The sequence below is a fragment of the Actinophytocola sp. genome (assembly GCF_009379765.1).
Classification (GTDB): Bacteria; Actinomycetota; Actinomycetes; order Mycobacteriales; family Pseudonocardiaceae; genus Actinophytocola.
This window is the reverse complement of the sequence record NZ_WHTD01000132.1, coordinates 1-23109: the sequence shown is the minus strand read 5'-3', so window position 1 is coordinate 23109 and position 23109 is coordinate 1. Positions and strand designations below refer to the sequence as shown.

Genomic DNA, 23109 nt, shown 5'->3' with positions numbered 1-23109 from the left:
CCACCGGCATCGAGATCAGCAACAAAGAAATGAAAGAACTCCCGATCACCCGCGACCCCTGGCATGGCGACTGGAACTACACCCTGCACCCGACGCACGACACGCCCGAGCCGCACTGACTTGATTCGCTACGAGCCCTTACTCCCTGTTTCGACACGCCTCATGACCAACGCGACGACGCGGTCGCATCGCAGGGCCGGAGGTCCCCGCAGGCGAGGACCTCCGCCCATCCCGGGCCGCCGAGCTACGGCGTCGGGCCAGCCGGAATGGACATGGCTGCGCATCACGGTGCCGGCCGGCGCGGGAGATCGCCCCGACGCCGAGCGCCACGCTCCCGATGAGCGGTGCCACCGGACGGCCCGACCACCGAACGCGGTACGCAGCTTCGCGTAGACCGAACTGGGTCCAAAGGACCGGGACGGGCCGGGACCTTGGACCCTGGTTCGGGGCCGGCGGCGGACGGCAAGGTCAGAGCCGCCGGCCCCGAGGCGAGAGCGATCCGGACAGGTTCAGTCACCGGATCGAATGCTGGTGCGGCGTGCTCTCGCCTCCAGGGCCGGACCACCCTTCGGCCTGGAGCGATCGTGACTTTCGGTCCCGCCGGAGGCTCGATGGGCGACTCGCCGGTCACCTTCACCAGGATTCGAACCGACCACGCGGTCAACGCGGTTCGCCTGCGCTACATCGCGACCCAGGCCGGGAACACCGCCCCGAGGAGTTCCCCGGCCCGCCCACCTACGCCCTACATAGGGCCCTGGCCGTCAGGGACCTTCGCCCCTACTCGAACGGAGCAGCGCCGACGAAAAATCACCACCATGTCCGACAGCGTGGCGGTGCAGTCCGTGGGCGAGATCGTGGACAGTGCACGCGAGTACGCACGCCGCCAGATCGCGGCGTTCGTCCGGCGACTCCAGACCCGCCAGCAGGGACAGCCGCTCTCCGCCCGGGTCAAACTCACCGCGTCCACGCGGTCGAGCACGCGGTTACCCGTGCTGGCACAGGCCAACCTGTACATCGGCGAGCAACCCGTTCGAGCGCAGGTGGCCGCGGCGTTCGTGCACGAGGCCAGCCAGGCACTGCGAGCACGACTCGGGGAGCAAATCGCCCGGTTGACCAACCCTGACCGACCACGCCCATGGCCTACCGGCGGGGTGGAGCTGGAATTCGGGTGCACAGTCCCGGTGGGACAACGGAAGATCGTCCGGCGCAAATCCTACCGGTTGACCTGGTGCACGCCGGATCACGCGGCGCTGACCATGGACGTGATGGACTACGACTGCCACCTGTTCGTCGACGCCTGCACCGGGCAGGACAGCCTGATCTACCGAGTCGGCCCCACCGGGTATCGGCTCTCCCGCCTTGTCCCCCTGCCACCCCCGCCGGCACCGGTGACGCCGTTGACGATCGACCCACGTCCAGTGCCGCAACTGACCGCCGAGGAAGCCGTGGCACGGCTCGACAGCACTGAGCTGCCCTACCGCTTCTTCCGCGACGCCGCCACCGGCCGAGGCACCGTGCTCTACCGACGCTACGACGGCCACTACGGCCTGATCACCACAGATGGGACCTCCGGTGGACAGTGAACCGCGGCAACTGCGGCAGCTGACAAAGGCCGAATCTCTTCAGCTGCTGACCGAGGTGTCGTTCGGACGCGTGATCTTCACCCAGAACACGATGCCGGCCGTCCGCCCGGTCAACCACATCATCGACGACGTCGCGGTCATCTTCCGCACACACCTCGGCGCCGCGGTACTGACCACGATCGGCATGATCGTCACCTACCAAGCCGACGCCATCGACCCCGACAGCCACCTCGGCTGGAGCGTGATCCTGCATGGCTACGCCCACGCCATCACCGACCCCGACACCGTCGCGCGCTACGAACAGCTACTACGTCCATGGGTACGCGGAGAAATGACCCACGTCATCCGCATCTACCCCGAGATCGTGACCGGGTTCGAACTAGTCAAGGACGAGTAGCCGTCTGCGGAGTTGATGGTCCACCAACTGCGGGCGCGGCTCCCTTCGAACCCCGGTCGTCGCGCTGGTCACGGCGCGGTCCACCCCACACCGCTGCGCGGCTTTCTCGAGACGGGTGTGGTGAGTGCGGTCGAGGTGATCAACTCCGGGTTCGGCGGCCAGACCGACTTCGTCGTCGGCGCCCTGCACTCCCCCGGCGGCAAAGCGATCATCGCCCTACCCTCATGGCACACCAAAGTCGACGTGTCCACAGTCGTACCCCGCCTAACCGGAGGCCCGCGAGGTGGGCCTCGGTAACCACCGCCTCGTCGGCCGGATTGTCGACCGGCTTTGCCGGCAGGTCCGCAGCGCCTCGGGCCATGCCGCGGAACTTGTTGCCCTGCCCATGCCTTCCGCCAGCGCGACACCCCGCAACGGCATGCCGTCAGGTGCCGGATGCGGCTACTCCGATCGAGCAACTCGCTCCGCGGCGCGCGCGGCGATGTCGGTGTCGGTGCAGAAGCCGGTCAGGCGGCGCTTGAGGCACAGCAGACCGGTCAGGGTGCCGTCGTCGACGACGACGGCGAGGCGCCGCTGCCCGCGCGTGAGGAGGAGCCTGAGGGCTTGTTCTGCGGGCAAGTCCGCGGTGACCGTGCGGCCGGACATGTGCGAGTGGGTCAGGGCGGTGTCGGTGCCGTCGAGGTCTGTGCGTAGGTCGGTTCGCACGAGCGTGCCGATGAGACGTCCGGACTCGGTGAGTAGGAGCATGTGGACGTGGTCGTCGGCGAAGCAGGCACGGGCCTGGTCGACGGAGGTGTCGATCGGCAGCGTTGTGGGTTGTCGCACCAGTACGTCGCCGACCGTCTTGTCGATCAGCTCCGGCGGGGCCACTTGCGGGGTGGGGACGGGCAAGGCCTGGCCTTTCCGGGTGGGGGTGGTCGAGCGGACGGGGGTCCGGGTCAGCGCCGGGTGTTGTGCAGGGTGCGGTCCCGCACGGTGGCCGGTGCCGGGGCAGGCGTGGGGGGTGCCCCGTGGCGGGTGCGGTAGATGACGTAGGGGCGCCACAGGTAGGCCAGTGGTGCCGACCACACGTGGACCAGGCGTGTGAAGGGCCACAGCGCGAGGAACAGGAATCCGCCGATCGCGTGCAGTTGGTAGATCAGGGGTGTGTCGGTCATGAGGTGGGTCTGCGGGGAGAACCAGAAGATGCCGCGGAACCAGACGGCGATCGTCTCGCGGTAGTCGTAGCCGTCACCGAGGAGGTTGGTTCCGACGGTGGCGGTCATCCCGAGCACCACCATCGCGGCCAGTGCCGCGTAGAGCACCTTGTCCATCGTCGTGGTGGCTCGGCGGACGCGGCCGTTGACGACGCGCCGGGCGATCAGCAGGGCCAGGCCGGTGACGAGCATGACGCCGGTGATGGTCCCGCCCCACACCGCCGCGGCGTGGTAGAGGTGCTCGGAGATGCCGATCTTCGCCGTGACCGAGGCGGGCACCAGCAGACCCATGACGTGGCCACCGATGACGCCGAACGCGCCGAGGTGGAACAGCGGCGACCCGAGTCGCAGGATGCGGCTCTCCAGCAGCTGGCTGGTGTGAGTGGTCCAGCCGAACTGGTCGTGGCGCCACCGCCACACGTGGACGACCAGGAACACCGCGAGGCAGGCGTAGGGGACGACGATCCAGACGAACGTGCTCACGGGGCACTCTCCCTTGAAGGGCTGGCCGGGTGTGCGTGGGCGCACGGTTCGGCGCTGAAGTCGGCGCTGAAGTCGGTCCTGAAGTCGGTGGCGAGGTCGGGGCCGGGGCCGATCGCGTCGATGTCGGTGCCGTACGGCGCGAGTCCGACGGACTCCACGGGCGGGCCGTCCACGGCGAGCGCGCGGATCGCGTCCCGGTCGGCCTCGGTCAGGGGCGGCAGTGCGGCGACGACGGCCTCGAGCAGGTGTCGGTAGGGCGATGCGGCCTCTCCCAGGGCGGAGCGCAGTAGCTCGAGGCCGCGGCGGTGCTGGCGCAGCGGCGCCTCGCCGTCGCCGGGGCCGGCGACGGCGGCGAATTCCAGCACCACCGGCAGCAGGTCGGGCAGCTCGCCTTCGGTCAGGCGCAGGCCGTGGGCGCGGTAGCGCTGTTTGAGGGTGAGCAGGGCGATGCCGCGTTTGCGGGTGTCGCCGTGCAGGTAGTAGGTCAGGTACAGGCCCGAGCGGCGGCGCAGGTCGAAGGTGCGCACGTAATGGGTCTCGATCTCGAGCGTGTCGGTGGTGAGGAACCAGCCGAGGAACGCCGTGAGTTGCTCGCGGGCCTCGGGGTGGGTGATCTCGGCGACGGCGGCCCGCAGCTGCGTGCCCGCGCCGAGCAGCCGGTCGTCGGGGTAGGTGAGCAGTATCGAGGTGAGGTCGAACAGCCGCGAGCGGGCGGGCCCGGTCACCGAGGGAACGGTCATGGCTGTTCTCCTGCCGGGTCGATGGACAGGCCGAGTCTGCCGTCGGCGCGGCGGGCGAAGAGGCTCCGGCGGCCTGGGTGGACCTGCTGGTCGTCGGCCACGAGGTGGAACCGTTCGGAGGTGGCGGCGACCGGCTCGGTCATGCCGGGGCCGCCGGCGCAGTCCAGCGAGCAGTCCGAAGTGGACGTTGCTTGTGCTTCCAGTGCGGCGGCGTCCTTGGTGTAGGCGGTGGGGATGACGTAGCGCTCGTCGTACTTGGCGATCGCGAGCAGCCGGTACATCGCCTCGATCTGTTTCCCCGACATGCCGACTGCTTCACACAGCTCCTCGGCGACGGTGCCGTCGAGGGTTCGGGCCCGCATGTAGGAGCGCATCGCGGCGAGTTTCATCAGTACACCGGCCACCGTGTCGGCGTCGCCCGCGGTGAACAGTTCGGCGAGGTATTCCACGGGGATGCGCAGGTCGCGGATGGTGTGGAAGACGTCGTCGGCGTCCGTGTCGTCCCGGCCCGCGGCGCCGGTGGCGTCCAGCACCGGGGAAAGCGGCGGGACGTACCAGACCATCGGCAGGGTGCGGTACTCCGGGTGCAGCGGGAGCGCGATCTGGTAGTCGCTGATCAGCCGCCACACCGGGGAAGCCTGCGCGGCGAGCACCCACTCCTCGGGCATGCCCGCCTCGGCGGCCAGCCGCACCGTCTCGGGGTCGTGCGGGTCCAGGAACACGTTTCGTTGCGCGGCAAGGAGTTCCTGTTCGTCCTCGACCGAGGCGGCGGCGAGCACGGCGTCCTCGTCGTAGAGCACCAGCCCCAGGTAGCGCAGCCGGCCGACGCAGGTCTCCGCGCAGATGGTGGGCTGCCCGGCCTCGATGCGCGGGAAGCAGAAGGTGCACTTCTCGGCCTTGCCGGTGGCGTGGTTGACGTAGACCTTCTTGTAGGGGCAGGCGCTCACGCACATGCGCCAGCCGCGGCAGCGGTCCTGGTCGACCAGCACGATGCCGTCCTCCTCGCGCTTGTACATCGCGCCCGACGGGCAGGCCGAGACGCAGGCGGGGTTGAGGCAGTGCTCGCAGATCCGCGGCAGGTGGAACATGAAGGTCTTCTCGAACTCGAACTTCACCCGCGCCGCCGCCTCCGGGTCCATCGCGGTGATGTTCGGGTCGGTGCTGGCACGTTCGTGGGCGCCGCCGAGGCTGTCCTCCCAGTTGGCACCCCACGAAAGGCTCATCGGCTCGCCGGTGAGGGCCGAGCGGGGTTGCTTGACGGGGGTGTCGGTCAGCCCGGCGGGTGCGGTGACGAGGATGTCCCTGTCGAAGGTCGCGGGCTCGTAGTAGTCCTCGAGCGTCGGCAGGTCGGGGTTGGCGAAGATCCGCGACAGCCGCTTCGCGCGGCCGCCGGAGCGCAGCACCAGCCTGCCTTTCGTGTCGAGCTGCCAGCCGCCCTTCCAGCGTTCCTGGTCCTCGTAGTGCTTCGGGTAGCCGATGCCGGGCTTGGTCTCGACGTTGTTGAACCAGACGTACTCGGTGCCCTCCCGGTTGGTCCAGGTCTGCTTGCAGGTCACCGAACAGGTGTGGCAGCCGATGCACTTGTCGAGGTTCATCACCATCGCGACCTGGGCGCGGATGCGCATCTCAGTACTCCACTTCCTGGCTGCGGCGCCGGATCACGGTGATCTCGTCACGCTGGCTGCCGATGGGGCCGTAGTAGTTGAAGGCGTAGGTCAGCTGGGCGTGCCCGCCCGCCAGATGCGTGGGCTTGATGAGCAGGCGGGTCATCGAGTTGTGGTAGCCGCCGCGCCTGCCCTTGCCCCTGCCGTCGGCCTCCGTCTTCGGCACGTTCACGGTGCGCTCGGGCGAGTGGTACTGGAACACCGTGCCCTCGGGCATCCGGTGACTGACCACCGCGCGGGCCACGATCACGCCGTTGCGGTTGACGGCCTCGACCCAGTCGTTGTCGGCGACGCCGATCTTGGCCGCGTCCTCGACGCTCATCCAGATCACCGGGCCACCGCGCGAGAGCGCGAGCATGAGCTCGTTGTCGTGGTACATCGAGTGGATCGACCACTTCGCGTGCGGGGTGAGGAACCGGACGGTGACCCCGCCGTCGGCGAGCTGGCCGGGCTGGCCGAAGTGCCGCGCCATGTTCAGCGGCGGCCGGTAGCCCGGCAGGTGCTCGCCCAGTTCGGCGACCCAGTCGTGCTCGACGAAGAAGTGCTGCCTGCCGGTGAGGGTGTGCCAGGGCTTGCGGCGCTCCACGTTGATGGTGAACGGCGAGTACCGGCGCCCGCCCTTCTCCGAGCCGGACCACTCCGGGCTGGTGAACACCGGCTGCGGCGCCTCCTGGGTGGCCGCGTAGGTGACGTGGTCGCGCTCGTGTCCCTCGACCAGGTCGGTGAACGGCTGCCCGGTCCGCCTCTCCAACTGCAGGAAGCCCTCGTGCGCCACGCGGCCGTTGGTCGTGCCGGACAGGGCGAGGATCGCCTCACACATGCGGTCCGCTGTGGACAGTGAGGGCCGGCCCGCGAACGGCCCGTCTGCCACGACACCGTTCTGGCGGCGCAGGTACTCCAGCTCGGCGGTGACGTCGACGGTGATGCCCTTGGTGGTGGTGCCGAGCTTGTCCAGCAACGGGCCGACGGCGCGCATCTTGGCGCCGATGAGGGTGTAGTCACGCTCGATCTCGACCAGCTTCGGCATGCTCACGCCCGGCACCGGGTCGCACTCGCCGCGCCTCCAGTCCCGCACCCGGCCCGACGGGGTCGCCAGCTCGTCGGGGGTGTCGTGCTGCAGCGGCGCGGCCAGCACGTCGCGGCGGGTGCCGAGGTGGGTGACCGCGAGCTCGCTGACCTTGTCGGCGATCGCGAGGAAGGCGTCGTAGTCGGTGTGCACCTCGGCGGGCGGGGCGACCGCGGGGGAGAACGCGTGCACGAACGGGTGCATGTCGGTGGTGGAGATGTCGTGCTTCTCGTACCAGGTGGCCGCGGGCAGCACGACGTCGGCGTGCAGGCCGGTGTTGGTCATCCGGAAGTCGATCGCGGTGAGCAGGTCGAGCTTGCCGGTGGGCGCGTCGTCCCGCCACACCACGTCGCGGGGGCGTTCGTCCGGCCCGCACTCCTCGGCCGAGGCGAGGGAGTCCACGCCGAGCAGGTGGCGCATGAAGAACTCGTTGCCCTTGCCCGAAGAGCCGAGCAGGTTGGCCCGCCACAGGGTCAGGCAGCGCGGGAAGTTCGCCGGTTCATCGGGGTCGTCGGCCACGGCCCGCAGGCGGCCCGCCCGCAGCTCGGCGACGATGTGCTCGGCCGTGCTCACGCCCGCCGCCACGGCCTCGTCGGTGAGATCGAGGGGGTTGCGGTTGAACGCCGGGTGGCCCGGCGACCAGCCCATCCGCTGGGCGGCCGCGACGGTGTCCGCGAAGGTCATGCCGGCCAACCGGCCCTCCCCGAGCGGGGAGGCCAGCTCGTCGGCGGGCACCTTCTCGTAGCGCCACTGGTCGGTGTGCAGATACCAGAACGGCGTGCTGGCCTGATGGCGCATCGGACGCTGCCAGTCGAAGGCGAAGCTCATGTGCTGCTGCCCGGTGATCGGCCGGGCCTTCTCCTGACCGACGTAGTGCGCCCAGCCGCCGCCATTGACGCCCTGGCAGCCGGTGAGGGTGACCAGCGCGATGAACGCGCGGTAGGTCATGTCCGAGTGGAACCACTGGTTCGCGCCCGCACCCAGCACGATCAGGGAGCGGCCGCGGCTGCGCTCGGCGTTGCGGGCCAGCTCGCGCCCGATCCTCGCCGCCATCGCCGCCGGCACACCGGTGATCCGCTCCTGCCAGGCCGGGGTATACGGGGCGTCGGCGTCGTCGTACCCGGCGGGCCATTCGCCGGGCAGGTCGCCACGGCGCACCCCGTAGTTGGCCATGAGGAGGTCGAAGACCCCGGCGACTAGGTGGTCGCCGACACGCAGGACCGGGACGCCGCGGCGCATGGTGGCACCGCCCTCGGTCTCACCGACGTCGAACCGGGCGAGGTCGACGGCGACCTGTCCGGTGGCGTGGTCGAGCACCCCGAGCGCGGGCACCACGTCACCGAGGTCGAGGTTCCACCGGCCCTCACCCTCGGGGCCATACCGGAACCCGAGGGATCCGTTGGGTACCACCGGTTTGCCGGACGCGTCGTCGAGCAGGACGGTCTTGTGCCGCGCGCCCGCGTCGGTGTCACCGAGGTCGGCGGCGGTGAGGAACCGGTCGGTGACGTACACGCCCGGCTCCCGCTCGCGCAGTGTCACCAGGAACGGCAGATCGGTGTAGGACCGCACGTAGTCAGTGAAGTGGGGCACCTGCCGGTCGCGGAAGAACTCGGTGAGCACGACATGGCCCATGGCCATCGCCAGCGCCCCGTCCGTGCCGGGGTGCGGGGCCAGCCAGTCGTCGGCGAACTTCACGTTGTCGGCGTAGTCGGGGCTGACCGCGACGACCTTGGTGCCGCGGTAACGGGCCTCGGCGAGGAAGTGCGCGTCCGGCGTGCGGGTGACCGGGATGTTGGAACCCCACATGACCAGGTAGGTGGCGTTCCACCAGTCACCGGCCTCGGGGACGTCGGTCTGGTCGCCCCACACCTGGGGCGAGGCGACCGGCAGATCGGCGTACCAGTCGTAGAAGGACAGCAGCGTGCCGCCCAGCAGCGCGTGGTAGCGGGTGCCCGCCGCGAAGGAGGCCATCGACATCGCCGGGATCGGCGAGAACCCGACGACCCGGTCGGGCCCGTAGGTCTTGGTGGTGTACACGTGCGCGGCGGCCACCATCGTGGTCACCTCGTCCCACGTCGCGCGCACGAACCCGCCCCGACCGCGCTGTCCTTTGTAGACTGTTGCCTTGCGTGGGTCCTCGACGATGTCGGCCCAAGCGGCGACCGGGTCGCCGAACCGCGTGAGGCCGGCGCGGAACATCGTGATCAGCGAGCCGCGCACGTAGGGGTGCCGCACCCGCGACGGCGAGTACTCGTACCAGGAGAACGACGCGCCCCGGGGGCAGCCGCGGGGCTCGTAGTCGGGGCTGTCCGGACCCGTGGTCGGGTAGTCGGTCGCCTGGTGCTCCCACGTGATCAGGTCGTCCTTGACGAACACGTTCCAGGAACACGACCCGGTGCAGTTCACGCCGTGGGTGGACCGCACCACCCGGTCGTAGCTCCACCGGTCGCGGTAGAACGACTCCCAGGCACCCGAATCGATCTGGTGCAGCGTCCGTCCATGGTCGCCAACCGTCTCCTTGGTCAGAAAGCGACGGACGCCCAGCAGTGCGCCATGGCCGGGAACCTGGTCGTTCGCAGGCCCCGCGGGGTCAGGTCGGGTAGACACGAGTGACACGGCTCCTTCGAGTGGTCCGGCTCAACGACAACCGATCCGGGCACCAAGACACGAGGGCGAGTGACCGGTCAGGCATCACCCATGATCGCCGCGAGTCTCCGGCCGATCACCAGCCGAACGGCCCGCATCCTGGGGACCTACGTCCCGAAAGGCCCGTCCCCAAAGGCCCTGACAGATCACCGGCTGCCGATCCAGGAAGGCCCAACAGCAGGCCGCACAGTCTCGCGGCCCAACTCCCCCCAGGCGTAGCCATTGTCACCGTGCAGCGTCGCGAACCGGCGAGCGAGCACATCACGAGCCAACGCCTGGGGAGCGACCGCACGTTCGATTCCACCGGAGTCCTGCACGCCGCTGACCGGGTTGTTGCCTGCGACCACGTGGCGCAGTTGGCTGGTGCGGCGCGCTCATGCTCCAGAAGGCGGCCCAAGAGCTGGTCAGGGCGTCAGCTTTCGCAGCCAGTTCGGGTCGCCTACGTCGATCCGGGTGCCCGCGACCGCGACGGTGGGTGTGCCGAACGTGGCGCCGCCGGTCCCGGGCACGCTGAGCGCGGGATCGGTCATCGCGGTGGACAGGCTGCGCTGGACCGCCGGTTCGAACGCGCCGCCGGTGACCGCGTTCGCGAACCGCTCGTCGGTGATGCCGAGTCGTTCGCCGAGTGCCACCAACTGCTCGGCGTCGTACCCGCGGGCGCCCTCCGCGGGCTGTGCCGCCAGCAGGCTGTCAAAGAAGTCCAGGAACTTCTCTGGGGCGACGTCGGCGACGGCCAGGGCGACGTCGGCGGCGAGCAGGGAGTAGCCGGGTGGGTCGGTACCGGCGCCTCCATCGGCGCGGTATCGGAGTCACTGACCTACCTGCGTGGCCTGGCCCGTCGGCAGCGTGCCGCGCCGACCGACGGCATGCTCGGCCGGCTGGTCCGCAGACACGGCGACGAACTCGACGACGACGAACTGGCCGGGCTCGCCGACGGCCTGCTCACCGGCGGGTTCGAGACCACCGCGAGCATGCTGGCACTCGGCGCGCTGGCCATACTCCGCGACACTGTCCTGTTCGGACAGATGACCGGCGGTGACGACGAGGTCCACCGGGCCGTCGAGGAACTGCTGCGATACCTGACCGTCGTGCAGATCGCCTTCCCCCGGTTCGCACGCACCGACGTCACGATCAGCGCGACCACCATCGCCAAGGGCGACGTCGTGCTCTGCTCGCTGAGCGGCGCGAACCGCGACCCGGTGCTCGGCGAGAACATGGAACGCCTCGTACCGGACCGTGCGCCCACCCAGCACCTGGCGTTCAGCCACGGCATACACCGCTGCCTCGGCGCGGAACTCGCCCGGATGGAGCTGCGGATCGCGCTCCCCGCCCTCGCACGCCGTTTCCCCCGGCTGCGACTGGCGGTCCCACCCGAGAAGCTGTCGTTCCGGGAACTCTCACTCGTCCACGGCATCGACACCCTGCCGGTATACCTGGACTGACCGAAAGGTCCTGCCGGCATGGCCCGTTCGCCCCGGAGTGTGCCGCGTCTCGCGTTGCGGCAGGGACGAAAGCCTCTAACCGCGCCGGCCGGCTGGGGGCAACGTCATCGGTGTCAGTGCGCGGCTCGCCGGTCGCATGTCCATGCGAGGAGGGGAGTGCCGGTCGTGGGAGTGCACGGAGTCGACCGCTCGGATAGGCCTGGTGGCCGTCTACCGGTGGTGATCCAGGGTGGGATGGGTGTTGGTGTGTCCGGGTGGCGGTTGGCCCGTGCGGTGGCGGTGACCGGGCAGTTGGGTGTGGTGTCCGGGGTGGCGTTGGACGCGATCCTGGCGCGACGGCTGCAGTTGGGTGACCCAGATGGTGAGGTGCGGCGGGCGTTGGCGTGCTTTCCGGTGCCGGGGGTCGCCGAGCGGATCCTGCGGCGTTACTTCGTGGCCGGCGGGCTGCCCGCGGGCCAGCCGTTCCGGCCGGTCCCGCGGCTCGGGTTGCGCCCCAACCCCGCTCGCGACGAGTTGACCGTGGCGGGCAACTTCGTCGAGGTGTACCTGGCCAAGCTGGGCCATCGCGGGCCGGTGGGCGTCAACTACCTGGAGAAGATCCAGCTCGCGACACCGGCCGCCACGTTCGGGGCGATGCTCGCCGGCGTGGACTATGTGTTGATGGGTGCCGGTATCCCGGCCGAGATTCCGGCGCTGCTCGACCGTCTGGCCCGCGGTGAGCCGGGCGTGCTGACCGTCACCGTGGCCGGCGCCGCGGCCGGGCAACGGCACACCGTCGGCTTCGATCCCGCGGCGATGATCGGCGCCGGGCCGCTGCCGCTGTTTCGGCCGCGGTTGCTCGCGATCGTCTCCTCCGCGATCCTGGCCGCGTATCTGACCCGAAACTCGGTCACCACGCCGGACGGGTTCGTGCTGGAGACCGCGGTGGCGGGTGGGCACAGCGCGCCGCCGCGCGGGCGGCTGCGGCTGAGCACCGAGGGCGAGCCTGTGTATGGGCCGCGTGACGACATCGATGTGGCCAGGGTGGCGGCGTTGGGGTTGCCGTTCTGGCTGGCGGGCGGGTACGCGGGTGTCGACGCGGTGGCCAGGGCGCGAGCGGTGGGCGCGGCCGGTGTTCAGGTCGGTACCGCGTTCGCGTTGTGCCGTGAGTCGGACATCGATCCCGAGCCGCGCCGCCGGATGATCGAGCGGGCGCTGGCTGGCGAGTTGGTCGTGCGCAACGAGCCGTATGCCTCGCCCGCCGGGTTCCCGTTCAAGACCGTCCAGCTGCCCGGGACGCTGTCCGACGACGAGGTGTACGCCGGGCGGGCCCGGTTGTGCGACCTGGCTACCTGCGCGTGCCCTACGACCGCGGTGACGGCGCGATCGGGTACCGCTGCCCAGCCGAACCCGTGGAGATCTACGTGCGCAAGGGCGGCGCGGGCGAGGACACCGCCGGCCGCAGGTGCCTGTGCAACGGTCTGACAGCCACGATCGTCCTGGCCCAGCGCCGCGCCGACGGGACAGAACCGGCGCTGCTCACCCTGGGCCAGGACGTCGGCTTCCTGCCCGGTCTCGTCGCCACCGCCGGGCCGGACTTCGGCGCCGCGGATGTCGTGGCCCACCTGCTCGGGCACACGCCCGTGTGACGGTCCGCGTCATTCGGGCCTGGCGGGGCGGATGGTGACCAACACCGGTCCCGACCGGCGTGGCGCGCAGCCGCCGGCGGCTAGGGCGCAGCCGTGGCAGCTGCCGGCCGTGCAGCCGATGGTCTCGTCCACGACCAGCTCGCCGCGATGCACCCAGTACCCGATCAGCGCGTCGAGGTCGTCGCGGCTGACACCAAGGCGGCGGGCGAGCTCGTCCAGACCGGTGGCTGTGGTGCTGGCCCGGATCTCGGCGAGCACCCTGGCAAGGTGGCTCATGTCAGCAGCCGGCCGATCTGGAACACCGCGGTGGCCAGTACCCACGCGACGGCGAGTTGCAGGCCGACACCGGCGAGCGTCCAGCGGCCGCCGATCTCGGCGCGTTGCGCGGCGACGGTGGCTGCGCAGGGCGTGTAGGCGAGCAGGAACACCATGAACGCGAGGACGGCCGCCTCCGGGTGACCGCCGGAGGTACGTACGAACGTCGCTCGGAGACGCTCGCCGAGATCGGTGGTGCCCTCGGGGGTCTGGTAGGTCTGCGCGAACGTCGAGACGACCGCTTCCTTGGCCACGAACCCGGTCACCAGGGCGCCGCTGACGTGCCAGTCGCCGAACCCGGCCGGCGTGAACACCGGCGCGACCACTCGGCTCACCCCGCCGTACAGGCTGTCCGTCGCGTCGACTTGGCCGAAGCGGTCGGCATCGAGGGGGATCGCGGTCATCAGCCACACCGCCATGACGGTGACCACGATGATCCCGGCGGCGGTGCGCAGGAATCCAGCGAGCCGCTGCCAGGTCTGGGCGGCGACGACCCGGACGGTGGGACACCGGTAGGGCGGTAGCTCCAGCAGCAGCGCTTCGCGCGGCTCACCACGGAACACGGTGTGCCGCAACGCCAGCCCGACCAGCACGACCAGGGCGATCGACAGCAGGTACATCGCGAACACGACGGTGCCGGCCCGGTTGCCGAAGAACACGCCGGCCAGCAGGACATAGACGGTCAGCCGGGCACTGCAGGTGACGAACGGCACGAGCAGTCCGGTCAACAACCGGTGCCGGGCGTTGGGCAGGACACGGGTGCCGGCGATCGCGGGCACGTTACAGCCGAACCCGATGATCAGTGGAAGAAACGCGCGGCCGGGCAGCCCGACCACACCCAGCAGCCGGTCGGCGACCAGCGCCGCGCGGGCCAGATAGCCGGAGTCCTCCACCAGCGTCAACAGCACGAACATGATGGCCATCAGCGGCACGAACGTGAGCAACTGTCCCACACCGGCCACCAGACCACCGTCGACCAGCGCGGCGAACCAGGTACCACCCAGCCCGGCGTGGCCCAGCAACCAGCCCACCCCGTCCCGGACCGGCCCGTCGACCAACCACGACAGGCCGTCCTGCAGCGGCGCGGCCAACCAGGTCGTGGCGACGAACACCGCCCACATCACCAGCAGGAACAGCGGCGGGCCCAACCAGCGGGACGTCAGCACCCGGTCGACCCGGTCCGAACGGGTGACCCACCCCCGGCCGGTGCGGCGCACGCTCGCGGCCACGACACCGCGAACCCACTCGTAGCGCCGTTCGGCCGCCTCCTCGTCCGCGCCCTCGTCTCCGGCCGGCGCGTCACGGCCGGGCTCCCCGGGCGCGGCGGCACCCGAACGGGCGGGGGTGTCCCGCGCGGCGGCCAGTGTCATCGCGACCTGCCCGGCCAGCCCCGCCAACCCCTGCCCGCCGCGCGGACGCACCGGGACCACCGCGACGCCCAGGCAACTGCTGAGTGTCCGCGGGTCGACCCGCACACCCCGGTCGGCCGCGACGTCGAGCATGGTCAACGCCACCACAATCGGCACACCGGTATCCAGCACCTGCCCCAGCAGGTACAGGTTGCGTGCCAGGTTCGCCGCGTCCACCACCGCCACGACCAGATCCGGACGACCAGCGGTGAGGGTGTCACGCACCAGTTCCTCGTCGGGCGAGCGCGGTTGGAGGCTGTAGGTGCCGGGCAGGTCGGTCAGCGTCACCGGGCCGGCATCGGTCACCCACCGGCCGGAGGCGACCTGGACGGTCTTGCCCGGCCAGTTACCGACATGGTGATGCGCCCCGGTCACCGCGTTGAAGATCGTCGACTTCCCGACGTTCGGGTTGCCAACCAGCACGACCGTCGGGCTGGATGCGTCCCGGTCGTCCGTTCCCTCGCCGGCCGGCGGGCAGCACGGTGCCGGCCGGCGCCGTGCCCGACATCCGAGCAACCCGCGCGCGGTGATCGGCGCCGGCCTCACCACGCCGGCTCCACGATCAACGACCGTGCCAGCCCCGCGTCCAGCGCCACCCGGGCGTCGCCGAGCGCGACCACGAGCCCGCCCGCCAGGCTCCGCGCGACCAGCCGCAGCCGCGCCCCGGGAACGAATCCCCATTCCAGCATCCGCCGCCGTTCCGCCCCGACGGCCGTCATGTCCCGTAGGAGCACCGGGGCGCCGGGTGGGCAGTCACGCAACGTCATCCCAGCTCCAAGTTTGGTTAGGCATACCTAACTCAAGCTTCAGGTGCTCGGCGCCAGTAGGGCCGGACGGCACCGGTGCGGGGGTCTTTCGTCCGCCGCGTTTCGGGACGTTCTGCACTGCACCGGGTCGGCTGGCAGGCCGCAGGCTCGACGCCGTGATAGCAACGTTGTTGTTCGCGGTAGGGGCGGTACTGCTCGCTACCGGACCCGTGCTGGTTCTTCGAGGGCGAGCCGGGCGGGAACAGATCCAGCACGAACTGACCACCCAGAAGATCGTCTTCCCGCGGGTCGACGACCTTCCCGACGCGCTGACCCGCTATGCCGGGCTCCAGGTGACGACGGGCGAGCAGGCACTGGCCTTCGCCGAACTGATCGGGACGCATGTGACGCAGGCGACCGCGGGCCGGACCTACGCCGAGATCGCCGACGAATGGCAGGCGGGCGGCCGCACCGACCAGCGCCTGGGCAAGCTGAGAGAAACCGCTTTCATGGGCCAAACCCTGCGCGGCTCACTGCTGGGTGCCTACCAGGCCTGGCAGATCACCACCCTCGTCGCCGGACTCGGCTGCCTGCTCACCGCGATCGGCGTGGCCTTCCTCGCCCTGGGCGTGACATGGCCCTGACCGTCCGGCGAGACGGCCGTCGGATCACGTTCGACCGGCCGGGCGAGGTGAGTAAGCAGTGAGTCGGCTGGGTGCCCTGTGGCGGTGGGTTCGGTCCCCGGAGCGGCCGTTCCGGGAGAAGGGCATGTATCCCGGCGGCCGCCCCAACCGGCTGGCACTGGCACTGGTGCTGAATCGCGCGTGGGCCGTCGTCGGCAAGGCCGGGCTGTGGCCCAACCGGCTAGTCACCCTGGAGGTGCGCGGCCGACGCACCGGCCACCTGGTCCTGCTGCCGCTCGGGGTGGCCGACCACGACGGCGAGCGGTATCTCGTGGCGATACTCGGTGAACGCGCCCAGTGGGTCGCCAACGTGCGGGCGGCCGGCGGACAGGCTGTCCTGCGTCACGGCCGCCGGGAAGCGGTGCACCTGCACGAGGTCGAGGTGGGCGCGCGGGCGCCGATCCTGCGCCGCTACCTCCACGTCGCGCCGGGAGGCCGCGCGCACATCCCGGTCGACCGGCATGCCCCGCTCAAGGAGTTCGAGCGGATCGCCGCGCGGATCCCCGTCTTCCGCATCACGACCGACCATCCGGGCTACACCACACCAACGACCAAGCCATGAGCCCAACCCACGCCTCGGTGTGGGAGTCAGGTGCCGGCCGCGGTCCTTTCCAGCCGGACCTGCCACACTTCGGGGCCTTCCGGGCCGCGGTCACCTGATGCCCAGCTCCGCGGCCCCCCGCAGCTCCACGCCATGGCGGAAAGCGGCGACGATTGCGGAAAAGTGCGGGCTACGACGTCGTCGGAACTGTTTGTGGCGTCACCCGGTATCGCAGCCGCCGCGGAGGAACACGACATCATGCAGGTCTTCGGCATCGCCCAGACCGGCAGGGCCTACCTGACCACCCGGAACGCCGACGCCGAGTGGACACAGTGGACAGTTGCCTGACAGCTGGCCTGACGACCGGAACCAGACGGTCGAGCACCGCCCACCGGCGGCGCTCGACGTTTCCGCCGTGCCTCCCTCGCAACGAGGCATACAGCTTCTCGCCGGCCCAGGGCAGTCGGTGATCTTTCACATTGTCGTGTTGGCGGTTCGGTGAGGGTCTTCGTCGAAGAACTCCGGCCGCTGCCACCCCACGGAGCCGCGGTCGACACGCTGACGATGAGCCGCGAGCGCCCCGCTCGTTGCGACAGATGCCGTAGGAGCGCGACGGGCGCAGCCAGCGCATCGCGAGCCGGGCCGAGCCGATCCTGCGCAGCGAGGCGTTGCAGGCACAGAGCGCGCACATCGACATGGTGTCGGGCGTGACCATCACCAGCGAGGCCTACGCCCGGTCGCTGCAGGCCGCGATCGACGCGAACGGGAGCTGACGTGCGGTTCGTCGAACACGTGATGGGCATGCCGGCGTCGGTGGAGGTCCCCGACCGGGCCGCGGAGGCTGTGTTCGGCTGGCTACGCGAGGCTCAGGTGCGGATCACCGCTCCAGCCGATCAGGTCGTTCCACAGGTGCCCGCCGGTGTGGGTGTCGCGCAGCAGCGGGAACCGTGATCCCAGCCAGGAGCCGAGCAGGTAGATGGTCAGCGGGATGCCGTACATCTCGGTGAACAGGGCCACCAGGAACGCGGTGAACGCGCCCATCGCCCGCCAGTCCCGGCTACGGCCGGCCGGACGTGGGGCGGTGATCGCGGTCCTGCTCACCGGAGTGGCCGGTGTTCTGGTCGGATCCCCCGTGGCCACCGCCGTGCATGCCGCCCATCATGAACATCATCATCAGCGGGCAAGCCAGCGCGGCCAACCCGACCAGCAGGGTGCTCACCGGCACCCCGGCGAAGGCCAACCCGACGATGAGGATGGCCAGCGCGATCGCGTACTGCGGTAGGTGTTGACGGTTCATGACGGTCCCCTTCCTCGCTGGATGCCTACGAGGCTCGTCGGGGCGGCCGCCGGCCGCGAGGAGACAACATCGCCGCCCCGGCATCCGAAAGACCCCACCCGGAAAAGGCATAGGTCCCTACCCCTGATGGGTATCCAGCGCGCAGGATCAGACCACCCGCAGCCTGCGAAGGGAGTCCGCCATGAGCATGGCCGACATCACGGTACTGATCGGCGCCGTCACCGTCATCGCCGGACTGGGCTGGTACTTCTTCGGCCCGCGGCGCGCCCGCACCGCCCAGCTGGCCGACGGGGTGCAGCGGGTCGAGGTCACCGTCCGTGGCGGCTACCAGCCCGAGGTCATCCGGGTGCGGCAGAACGTTCCCCTGGAGCTGGTGTTCGACCGGCAGGAAAGCGGTGACTGCACCTCCCGCGTCGTGTTCGCCGATCTCGGCGTGAACGCCGCGCTCCCGGCGAACACCCGCACCACCGTGCGTCTTGACCCGGCGCGGGCGGGATCGTTCGGGTTCGCCTGCGGCATGAACATGATCCACGGCACGCTCGTCGTCGACCCAGCTGACGAACAACCCGACGGCGACCCACCGCCCACCGACCAGGCGACGGCGCCCCCGTCCACGTCGCCTGCGGATGGGCACAGCGCGGCGGACGAGGAAGCCGCGCAAGCCCAGGAGCGTCGGGCGGAGATCACCGACCTGACCCGGCGAGTGGTTCTCGGTGCGGTGCTGACTCTGCCGGTGCTGTTCGCGGTCATGGCGCACGAGCTGTTCGGCGCCGACTGGGTACCTGCGGTGCTGCTCAACCACTGGGTGCAGCTGGCGTTGATCACACCGGTGATGGGCTACACCGGTCTACCCATCCACCGCACCGGCTGGCTGACCCTGGCCCACCGCAGTGCCGACATGAACAGCCTCATCACCCTGGGCACCACGGCGGCCTTCGGCTACAGCCTGATCGTCACCCTGGCCCCCGGTCTGCTGCCCGAGGATCTGCGGGAGGTGTACTTCGAGGCGGTCGGGGTGATCCTCACGCTGATCCTGCTCGGCCGGCTGCTGGAGGCTCGGGCCAAGGCGGGCACCGGGGAGGCCATCCGCGCGCTACTCGGCCTGCAGGCCCGCACCGCCCGCGTCATCCGCGACGGCACCGAAACCGAGATCGGAGTCGACGAGGTCGATGTCGGCGACGAGGTGATCATCCGCCCCGGCGAGAAGATCCCCGTCGACGCCACCGTGCTCACCGGCAGCTCCGCGGTGGACGAGTCCATGGTCACCGGCGAATCCATGCCGGTCACCAAACACGCCGGCGACACCGTGATCGGCGCGACCATCAACGGCACTGGATCGTTGCGGGTCCGAGCCGCCAAGGTCGGCGCGGATTCCACGCTCGCCCAGATCATCCGCATGGTGCGGCAGGCCCAGGCGTCCAAGGCGCCCATCCAGCGGCTCGCCGACGCCGCCTCCACCTACTTCGTGCCCGCGGTGATCGCCATCGCCGTCGCGGCCTTCACGGTCTGGTTCATTACCGGGCCACCACCCGCGCTCACTCTCGCCCTGGTTTCCGCTGTGGCGGTGCTGATCATCGCCTGCCCCTGCGCGCTGGGCCTAGCCACGCCACTGTCGATCATGGTCGGCACCGGCAAAGGCGCCCAATCCGGGATCCTCCTCCGCTCCGCCGAAGCCCTGGAAACCGCGCACAAGCTCGACACCATCGTGCTCGACAAGACCGGCACCATCACCGCCGGCAAACCCGCCCTCACCAACATCCACACCACCGGCACGCTCGACGAGACCGACCTGCTCGCGCTGGTCGCCGCCGCCGAGACCGACAGCGAACACCCGCTCGCCGCGGCCATCGTCGACGGAGCCCGCGCCCGCGACCTCACGCCACCCACGGCCAGCGGCTTCGACTCCATCACCGGCAAGGGCGTCCACGCCACCGTCAGCGGGCGCGCCGTGCTCGTCGGCACCAGGCGGCTACTCACCGACGCCGGGATCGGCACCAGCGCGCTCGATCCGGTCGCGGCCGAGTTCTCCGCCCAGGGCAAGACACCCATTCTGGCCGCCGTGGATGGTCAGCCTGCCGGAGTGTTCGCGGTCGCCGACACCATCAAGGACGACTCGGTCGCCGCGATCACCGCCCTGCACCGGCTCGGCCTCGACGTCGTCATGATCACCGGCGACAACGCCCGCACCGCCGCCGCCATCGCCCGGCAAGTGGGCATCCGCCGAGTGCTCGCCGAGGTGCTACCCGAGCACAAGGCCGACGAAATCCGCCGCCTGCAAGCAGAAGGACGCCGCGTCGGCATGGTCGGCGACGGCATCAACGACGCCCCAGCCCTCGCCCAAGCCGACATCGGCCTGGGCATCGGCACCGGCACCGACGTCGCCATCGAAGCCGCCGACATCACCCTCATCTCCGGCTCACTCGCCGGCGTCGTCACCGCCATCCGGCTCTCCCGCGCCACCATGCGCAACATCCGCCAGAACCTGTTCTTCGCCCTGATCTACAACGCCATCGGCGTCCCCATCGCCGCCGGCGCCGTCTACCCGCTACTCGGACTGCGCCTGAGCCCCATCCTCGCGGCGGCCGCCATGGCACTGAGCTCACTGTCGGTCGTCGGCAACGCCAACCGACTCCGCCGCCACCAACCCGCACAACTGCCCACCGCAGGAAGTACCACTGTCGAACCGCACGTCGAGATCAGCACCGATCCCACCCAGCCGGCGCAGGTGGGGCGCATGTGCGCGGGTGAGCGGCGTGCTCGGTCAGGGTCGGGGTAGTCGAACCGGCGTGCATGACCGTCATGCCGTCCGCGCACTGGAAGCCGTACGCGAGAGCCAGACCGGCGAGCACCGTGAACACGGCAACAAGCCGCGCGAGGAATCCTCGAGCGGCTTGCCTGCGCCGGATCCTACCCGTTGCCGCACAGGCTACAGCGCCTCGTGGTCAAATCGCGTTCAGTCCTGTCTGCTCCCGACACAGAGTGCGGGCGACACGCGAGTCCCTCACCGCTGTCCCAGTCGCTACGAGCACAAGTGCCAAACTCGATGCACAGGTGCCAAACGCGGTGCAAAGTCACACTCGGGCAGCGGCTCCACACCGTCGGCGTACCGCACCGCGGCGGCCAACAACGCGGCCTTGCCGTCCACATACCCGTAGACCGTGCCCTTCGCCACCCCCAACACATCCGCGACGTCCTGCATCTGCGTGCGCTGATAACCCTGCGCGATGAACGTCTCCGCCGCCGCCGACACCAAACGCGGGAAGAACTCCAACGACCGAACCCTAGGCACCAACCAACGATAACTGACCGACCCAGTCAGTCAAATATTCGGATCAGGTGCTCGCTCGCGGGCCCTGGTCGATGCACTTGATGGCGTCATGGGCCGCACTGCTGTTCGGCCTCGTGCTCCTGCTGCCACCGCTCTGACGAAACGTCATCACACCATCGAGTGGCATCAGCGACCAAACGGCACTTCGACCACTCCGCTCAGCTACGGTGAGTAATATTCCCCGGTCGCCATAGTGAGGTGGTTGCACGCCGGGTGTCGCTGGCACGGAGGTGAGTCACGAGTGATCCGCAAGGTGGTGAGGTTCTACGAACTGCGGGGTGTACGCGAGGAGGGCAACGGGGCGAGCACCGTGCCGGTCTCATCCGATTTCTGGACGCGGATGGCCGACCACGTCGAGAGCTTGTCCGCTCGCGAGCGGCAGGTTCAAATCCGTGGCCGTCTGACACATGGCGAAAGCAGGCTTGGGCGGCAGCCGGCGCTGCGCTACTTCTACATCGCCGGTGTGCGGGAACGCTCGGAGTGGCCCGACAGCCTCAGCAGCCAGACCGGCGTGGTCGGCGAACTCCAGCCCACCGATCAGCACGCGGTCCTGATCGAACCCACGTACGTCGTTCCGTTCGGCGCCACGAACCAGGTCGCGGTCGTCACGATGTCCGCGGCAGCTCCCCGGGTCACCGCGTTGGAATCGTGGTTCACCCACATGCTGGCACCCGATGCGGTGCTGCACAGCTACACGTTGCTCCCAGTGATCAACTCACGGGTCTCCGAACGACTCCGCGAAGCGCGCGGCGCGGCCATCCTGCGGGTGAAGATGGCATCCGATGTCGAAGTTCCCCAGGTGGGCGGCGGTGTGATCGGGAACGCGGCTCGGGCCGCCAAGGAAGTCTCCTCGGAGACCGACATAGAGTTGGGCTGGTCACTTGGCCGACGCAGCGGCCACGACGACACTAAAGCGGTCCTGCTCGAGGGCGCACGGTGGGTACGCGAGGACTTCGTCTCGACCGCCCAGGTGAGCCTGGAACTGCCGGACGGGGACGACAGCTTCCGCCGCAAGCAGTACGACCTGGTCAAGGAACAGTTCACGTCGACCCAGAAGTTCGACGTGAAGCGGGACGAACGTCCCTCAGAAATGTCGGTGCTCACTGGTATCAATGCGGCGATCGAGGCCTTCCGGAAGGAGTTCTCGTAGCCGGCGCGAGTCCTCGGTCGGCAGTGACTACTAGGTACCAGGAGTGACCATGGGTCGCACTGCCGTCACGAGTGGGCGCAAGCGTGAGCGACTGAAGGCACAGTGGCTGACGGTGACAGCCTGGATTGTGGATCGACCCGTTCAGGTGACGTGGGCGTTGACAGCACTCATCGCCGCGCACGCGGTGCTCGGCACGAGCCTTCTCTCCGCGGTCAACCCCTACAAGTCGTTCGGTGTTGATGCCAACGCCGGTACTGCCGTGACCATCTATCTCGGCCTGGCCGCGGCTGCGGCGATCGTAGCCGGGTTCGCCGGTGTGATCATCATCTTCACCATCGGCTCCGAGGCCCAGCGCGTCCGGATGTTCCGTCGGACGGCTGGACAAGTGCTCCACCGCTCATGGCTGACCGTCGTCGCCGAACCCGTGCTCGCGACCTTCCTCGGCATCGTCGCGGCGGTGACCCAACTGACCTCCGGCCACGTTGTCGCACCGTGGCTGTTCGAGCTCGGGCTCGTGTTGCTCGCACACGGATCGCTCCGTCTGCTGTGGCTGCTACACGAACTGGTCGAGATCGTGCACGCCGACGACCAAACATCCGACAGCAGCGTTGAAGAGGTGCCGGCGGAGATGCTGTTCCCGAAACGCACTGGGAGCTAGTGCAACCGCTCTAAAATCCTTGAGGGGTTTGGTGGTTACTAACCGTGATTGTCGGTGTTGCTGAGGTAGAGGGTCGCTGCGGTGTCGAGGGCCTGGTTGGGATGACCGGTGGACCTGCCATCGAGTAGGGCTGTGGT

General features: G+C 69.6%; 25 protein-coding genes and 1 pseudogene. 14 read left to right on the top strand and 12 right to left on the bottom strand.

Annotation, left to right across the window (positions count from 1 at the left end; translation table 11 throughout):
- Window positions 1-8 precede the first annotated feature (8 nt).
- The 4 genes from GEV28_RS42665 to GEV28_RS31130 all read left to right on the top strand — a co-directional run bounded on the left by GEV28_RS42665 (window position 9) and on the right by GEV28_RS31130 (window position 2277).
- A complete protein-coding gene (locus tag GEV28_RS42665; RefSeq protein WP_367115189.1) occupies window positions 9-119 on the top strand; it encodes a hypothetical protein in 111 nt (36 codons plus the stop codon).
- A 696-nt stretch (window positions 120-815) separates the two neighbouring features.
- Entirely contained in the window at window positions 816-1583 is a 768-nt protein-coding gene (locus tag GEV28_RS31140; RefSeq protein ID WP_291416032.1) for a sigma 54 modulation/S30EA ribosomal C-terminal domain-containing protein, read from the top strand.
- The gene (locus tag GEV28_RS31135) at window positions 1573-1980 is read left to right on the top strand and encodes a pyridoxamine 5'-phosphate oxidase family protein (RefSeq protein WP_291416031.1); all 408 of its coding nucleotides are present in this window, start codon (window positions 1573-1575) and stop codon (window positions 1978-1980) included. Before GEV28_RS31140 ends, GEV28_RS31135 begins: the two co-directional genes overlap by 11 nt.
- A gap of 15 nt (window positions 1981-1995) precedes the next feature.
- Window positions 1996-2277, top strand: coding sequence for an acetyl-CoA hydrolase/transferase C-terminal domain-containing protein (locus GEV28_RS31130; protein WP_291416030.1), 282 nt, complete (start codon window positions 1996-1998; stop codon window positions 2275-2277).
- 144 nt (window positions 2278-2421) lie between these two features.
- On the opposite strand, the gene GEV28_RS31125 is transcribed toward GEV28_RS31130, so the two are convergent.
- From GEV28_RS31125 to GEV28_RS31100, 6 genes are all read right to left on the bottom strand, one after another.
- Window positions 2422-2871, bottom strand: coding sequence for a CBS domain-containing protein (locus tag GEV28_RS31125; RefSeq protein ID WP_291416029.1), 450 nt, complete (start codon window positions 2869-2871; stop codon window positions 2422-2424).
- Window positions 2872-2918: 47 nt separating this feature from the next.
- A complete protein-coding gene (narI, locus tag GEV28_RS31120) occupies window positions 2919-3659 on the bottom strand; it encodes a respiratory nitrate reductase subunit gamma (protein ID WP_291416028.1) in 741 nt (246 codons plus the stop codon).
- Complete coding sequence (gene narJ / locus GEV28_RS31115; protein ID WP_291416027.1) at window positions 3656-4399, bottom strand: nitrate reductase molybdenum cofactor assembly chaperone; 744 nt, start codon at window positions 4397-4399, stop codon at window positions 3656-3658. Before narJ ends, narI begins: the two co-directional genes overlap by 4 nt.
- On the bottom strand, window positions 4396-6024 hold the full coding sequence (gene narH, locus GEV28_RS31110) for a nitrate reductase subunit beta (RefSeq protein WP_291416026.1): 1629 nt from the start codon (window positions 6022-6024) through the stop codon (window positions 4396-4398). Before narH ends, narJ begins: the two co-directional genes overlap by 4 nt.
- Before the next feature lies 1 nt (window position 6025).
- The gene (locus GEV28_RS31105; protein ID WP_291416025.1) at window positions 6026-9736 is read right to left on the bottom strand and encodes a nitrate reductase subunit alpha; all 3711 of its coding nucleotides are present in this window, start codon (window positions 9734-9736) and stop codon (window positions 6026-6028) included.
- Between the two features lie 443 nt (window positions 9737-10179).
- Window positions 10180-10407, bottom strand: coding sequence for a hypothetical protein (locus GEV28_RS31100; protein ID WP_291416033.1), 228 nt, complete (start codon window positions 10405-10407; stop codon window positions 10180-10182).
- A 144-nt stretch (window positions 10408-10551) separates the two neighbouring features.
- Between GEV28_RS31100 and GEV28_RS31095 the strand changes: the two are divergent.
- The 3 genes and pseudogenes from GEV28_RS31095 to GEV28_RS31085 form a co-directional block, all read left to right on the top strand.
- Window positions 10552-11217, top strand: a pseudogene (locus tag GEV28_RS31095) (cytochrome P450); the annotation flags it as partial.
- A gap of 246 nt (window positions 11218-11463) precedes the next feature.
- On the top strand, window positions 11464-12681 hold the full coding sequence (locus GEV28_RS31090) for a nitronate monooxygenase (protein WP_291416024.1): 1218 nt from the start codon (window positions 11464-11466) through the stop codon (window positions 12679-12681).
- Window positions 12621-12845 carry a hypothetical protein gene (locus GEV28_RS31085; RefSeq protein WP_291416023.1) on the top strand — a complete coding sequence of 75 codons (225 nt, stop codon included), beginning with the start codon at window positions 12621-12623 and terminating at the stop codon, window positions 12843-12845. Before GEV28_RS31090 ends, GEV28_RS31085 begins: the two co-directional genes overlap by 61 nt.
- Before the next feature lie 9 nt (window positions 12846-12854).
- Here the strand turns inward: GEV28_RS31085 and GEV28_RS31080 are convergent, their stop codons facing one another.
- Genes GEV28_RS31080 through GEV28_RS31070 form a run of 3 tightly spaced genes read right to left on the bottom strand, consistent with a single transcriptional unit; the run spans window position 12855 to window position 15336 of the window.
- Entirely contained in the window at window positions 12855-13121 is a 267-nt protein-coding gene (locus tag GEV28_RS31080) for a FeoC-like transcriptional regulator (RefSeq protein WP_291416022.1), read from the bottom strand.
- Window positions 13118-15118 carry a ferrous iron transport protein B gene (feoB, locus tag GEV28_RS31075; protein WP_291416021.1) on the bottom strand — a complete coding sequence of 667 codons (2001 nt, stop codon included), beginning with the start codon at window positions 15116-15118 and terminating at the stop codon, window positions 13118-13120. Before feoB ends, GEV28_RS31080 begins: the two co-directional genes overlap by 4 nt.
- Window positions 15112-15336 carry a FeoA family protein gene (locus tag GEV28_RS31070; RefSeq protein ID WP_291416020.1) on the bottom strand — a complete coding sequence of 75 codons (225 nt, stop codon included), beginning with the start codon at window positions 15334-15336 and terminating at the stop codon, window positions 15112-15114. The genes feoB and GEV28_RS31070 overlap by 7 nt, the downstream gene beginning before the upstream one ends.
- Window positions 15337-15503: 167 nt before the next feature.
- On the opposite strand from GEV28_RS31070, the gene GEV28_RS31065 reads away from it, so the two are divergent.
- From GEV28_RS31065 to GEV28_RS31050, 4 genes are all read left to right on the top strand, one after another.
- Entirely contained in the window at window positions 15504-15959 is a 456-nt protein-coding gene (locus tag GEV28_RS31065; RefSeq protein WP_291416019.1) for a hypothetical protein, read from the top strand.
- A gap of 58 nt (window positions 15960-16017) precedes the next feature.
- Window positions 16018-16560, top strand: a complete 543-nt coding sequence (locus tag GEV28_RS31060; RefSeq protein ID WP_291416018.1) for a nitroreductase/quinone reductase family protein — start codon at window positions 16018-16020, stop codon at window positions 16558-16560.
- Between the two features lie 132 nt (window positions 16561-16692).
- Window positions 16693-16887 (top strand): hypothetical protein, encoded by a 195-nt coding sequence (locus tag GEV28_RS31055; protein ID WP_291416017.1) that lies wholly within the window; start codon window positions 16693-16695, stop codon window positions 16885-16887.
- Between the two features lie 320 nt (window positions 16888-17207).
- Window positions 17208-17312 carry an FMN-binding protein gene (locus GEV28_RS31050; RefSeq protein WP_367115234.1) on the top strand — a complete coding sequence of 35 codons (105 nt, stop codon included), beginning with the start codon at window positions 17208-17210 and terminating at the stop codon, window positions 17310-17312.
- 82 nt (window positions 17313-17394) lie between these two features.
- Here the strand turns inward: GEV28_RS31050 and GEV28_RS31045 are convergent, their stop codons facing one another.
- Both GEV28_RS31045 and GEV28_RS31040 read right to left on the bottom strand, forming a co-directional pair.
- Entirely contained in the window at window positions 17395-17640 is a 246-nt protein-coding gene (locus GEV28_RS31045) for a hypothetical protein (protein WP_291416016.1), read from the bottom strand.
- The gene (locus GEV28_RS31040) at window positions 17597-17836 is read right to left on the bottom strand and encodes a DUF2933 domain-containing protein (RefSeq protein ID WP_291416015.1); all 240 of its coding nucleotides are present in this window, start codon (window positions 17834-17836) and stop codon (window positions 17597-17599) included. Before GEV28_RS31040 ends, GEV28_RS31045 begins: the two co-directional genes overlap by 44 nt.
- 181 nt (window positions 17837-18017) lie before the next feature.
- Between GEV28_RS31040 and GEV28_RS31035 the strand changes: the two genes are divergently transcribed.
- Window positions 18018-20612 (top strand): heavy metal translocating P-type ATPase, encoded by a 2595-nt coding sequence (locus GEV28_RS31035; RefSeq protein WP_291416014.1) that lies wholly within the window; start codon window positions 18018-18020, stop codon window positions 20610-20612.
- A 243-nt stretch (window positions 20613-20855) separates the two neighbouring features.
- Here GEV28_RS31035 and GEV28_RS31030 read toward each other — a convergent pair whose 3' ends face one another.
- Window positions 20856-21107: a helix-turn-helix domain-containing protein gene (locus tag GEV28_RS31030; protein WP_291416013.1), complete on the bottom strand. Its 252-nt coding sequence runs from the start codon at window positions 21105-21107 to the stop codon at window positions 20856-20858.
- A gap of 298 nt (window positions 21108-21405) precedes the next feature.
- Here GEV28_RS31030 and GEV28_RS31025 point away from each other — a divergent pair, with 298 nt between their 5' ends.
- Entirely contained in the window at window positions 21406-22314 is a 909-nt protein-coding gene (locus tag GEV28_RS31025) for a hypothetical protein (protein ID WP_291416012.1), read from the top strand.
- Between the two features lie 49 nt (window positions 22315-22363).
- The gene (locus GEV28_RS31020) at window positions 22364-22972 is read left to right on the top strand and encodes a hypothetical protein (RefSeq protein ID WP_291416011.1); all 609 of its coding nucleotides are present in this window, start codon (window positions 22364-22366) and stop codon (window positions 22970-22972) included.
- Window positions 22973-23109: the final 137 nt, after the last annotated feature.

Coding starts and splice junctions, on each gene's coding strand:
- GEV28_RS31140 (WP_291416032.1), top strand. CDS start 816: ATGTCCGACAGCGTGGCGGTGCAGTCCGTGGGCGAGATCGTGGACAGT.
- GEV28_RS31130 (WP_291416030.1), top strand. CDS start 1,996: ATGGTCCACCAACTGCGGGCGCGGCTCCCTTCGAACCCCGGTCGTCGC.
- narJ (WP_291416027.1), bottom strand. CDS start 4,399: ATGACCGTTCCCTCGGTGACCGGGCCCGCCCGCTCGCGGCTGTTCGAC.
- narH (WP_291416026.1), bottom strand. CDS start 6,024: ATGCGCATCCGCGCCCAGGTCGCGATGGTGATGAACCTCGACAAGTGC.
- GEV28_RS31080 (WP_291416022.1), bottom strand. CDS start 13,121: ATGAGCCACCTTGCCAGGGTGCTCGCCGAGATCCGGGCCAGCACCACA.
- GEV28_RS31070 (WP_291416020.1), bottom strand. CDS start 15,336: ATGACGTTGCGTGACTGCCCACCCGGCGCCCCGGTGCTCCTACGGGAC.
- GEV28_RS31055 (WP_291416017.1), top strand. CDS start 16,693: ATGGCGGAAAGCGGCGACGATTGCGGAAAAGTGCGGGCTACGACGTCG.
- GEV28_RS31040 (WP_291416015.1), bottom strand. CDS start 17,836: ATGAACCGTCAACACCTACCGCAGTACGCGATCGCGCTGGCCATCCTC.
- GEV28_RS31035 (WP_291416014.1), top strand. CDS start 18,018: ATGAGCATGGCCGACATCACGGTACTGATCGGCGCCGTCACCGTCATC.
- GEV28_RS31020 (WP_291416011.1), top strand. CDS start 22,364: ATGGGTCGCACTGCCGTCACGAGTGGGCGCAAGCGTGAGCGACTGAAG.